Origin of the sequence: Paratractidigestivibacter sp., assembly GCF_052362415.1 — a bacterium.
GTDB lineage: Bacteria > Actinomycetota > Coriobacteriia > Coriobacteriales > Atopobiaceae > Paratractidigestivibacter.
On sequence record NZ_DAWEMK010000208.1, the window covers coordinates 1 to 1,695 of the forward strand.

The following is a 1,695-nucleotide window of genomic DNA, read 5'->3' on the forward strand; positions in this document are numbered from 1 at the left end:
CCCCCCCGCCGTTGTACCACGCGTACTCGGCGAAGCTGCTTGGCTTGGCGACGCACTTTGCTATCTCCTCGCCGTCCATGACCTGGACGGTCTTGAGCTCAAAGAAGCGGGCGCCCGCGACGTAGGAGGCGATGATGTTCTGGGCGAGCTGGCTGTTGGGGCCGGCGGCGGGGCCGAACGGGGTCTCGATCTTCTCGGCGAAGATCGGGTCGGCACCGCCCTCGTGGCGCACGATCTTGCGGACGCCGAAGATGCTCTTCTTCTCGGCGTGCTCGGTGAGGATCCAGTCCATAAGCTGCGCGAACGGGATCGGCCTCATGATGTCGCTCATACGAGCTCCTCTCCTTGCCCCTCCGAGACCGCGCGGAAGGGCGGGTTTAGTGCCGCGTCCCCCTAGACGCGACGGCTGCGGCCCCGCGGAGGCCGCGAGACCGGCGGGAAGAAGCCCTTCCTCCCGCCGGCAAAGGTAACGGTTTAGTACTCGCGCTCGTTCAGCGTGCCCCAGAGCTTCTTTGCCTCGCCCATGGTCCACGCGTTGATCTTCTCCTCGTCGAAGGCGACGAACTCGCGGTCCTTGTAGAGGACCTTGCCGTTGACGATGGTGGTGCGGCAGTTCTTGCCCATCATGCCGAAGAGCATGTGGCCGTCGATGTTCTCGTCCGAGAAGGGCGTGAACGGGTTGTAGTCCATGACGATGACGTCGGCAGCGGCGCCCGGGGCGAGCTTGCCGATCTCGCGGCCGAAGTACTTGGTGGCCATGGCGGGGTTGTTCTTGAAGAGCATGTCCATGTCCTCGCACCAGCCGACGTTGGGCATGGCCGCGTTGTGGCGCTGGATGATGAGGAAGACCTTGAGGGACTCGAGCATGTCGTGGGTGTAGGCGTCGGTGCCCATGCACACGGGGATGCCGCGGCGGAAGAACTCGAGCACGGGGGCGCACCCCACGGCGTTGCCCATGTTGGACTCGGGGTTGTTGACGAGCCAGGTGCCGGACTCCTTGATCATGTCCATCTCGGCGGGGGTCACGTGGATGCAGTGGCCGAGCATGGTGTCGGGCCCGAGCAGGTCGTGCTGGAGCAGGCGCTCGATGGGGCTGATGCCGCCGCGGTTCAGGCGGGAGTCCCACACGTCGTTCATGCCCTCGCAGACGTGGATGTGGAAGCCGGTAAGCCCGTCGTTGGCCTCGGCCATCATGTCCATCGTCTCGTCGGAGAGCGTGAAGGTGGCGTGGCCGCCGAACATGGCGGCGACCATGTGGTTGCCGTCCTTGCGGGCATCGGCCGCCCAGCGGGCGAAATCGGCGTTCTCTTTGATGGACTGGTCGCGCTTCTCGGTGCCGCGGCGGTCGGAGACCTCATAGCACAGGCAAGAGCGGATGCCGAGCTCCTCGGCGACGTCCTTGATGGCGAACAGAGAGCCGGGGATCTCGCCGAAGCTCGCGTGGTGGTCGAAGATGGTGGTCACGCCGTCGCGGAGCGAATCCAGGATCGTGGCGTACGCGGAGGCGCGGGTGCCGTCGAGCGTGAGGTTGTCGTCGATCTTCCACCACTGCTGCTCGAGGTTCTCGAGGAAGTTCGTGGGGTTGCAGCCCTTGATGGCCAGCCCGCGGGCGAGGCCGGAGTAGATGTGCGTGTGGCAGTTGACGAGGCCCGGCATGATCACGCCGCCGTGGGCGTCGACATAGGAGGCGCCGAC

At 65.6% G+C, this 1,695-nt stretch carries 1 protein-coding gene and 1 pseudogene; both read right to left on the bottom strand.

Annotation, left to right across the window (positions count from 1 at the left end; all coding sequences use genetic code 11):
• Positions 1-331, bottom strand: a pseudogene (locus ACT84W_RS10985) (putative selenate reductase subunit YgfK); the annotation flags it as partial.
• Positions 332-474: 143 nt separating this feature from the next.
• Positions 475-1,695 (bottom strand): putative aminohydrolase SsnA (gene ssnA, locus ACT84W_RS10990; protein WP_444329251.1); only part of this gene is annotated, 1,221 nt, incomplete at its 5' end.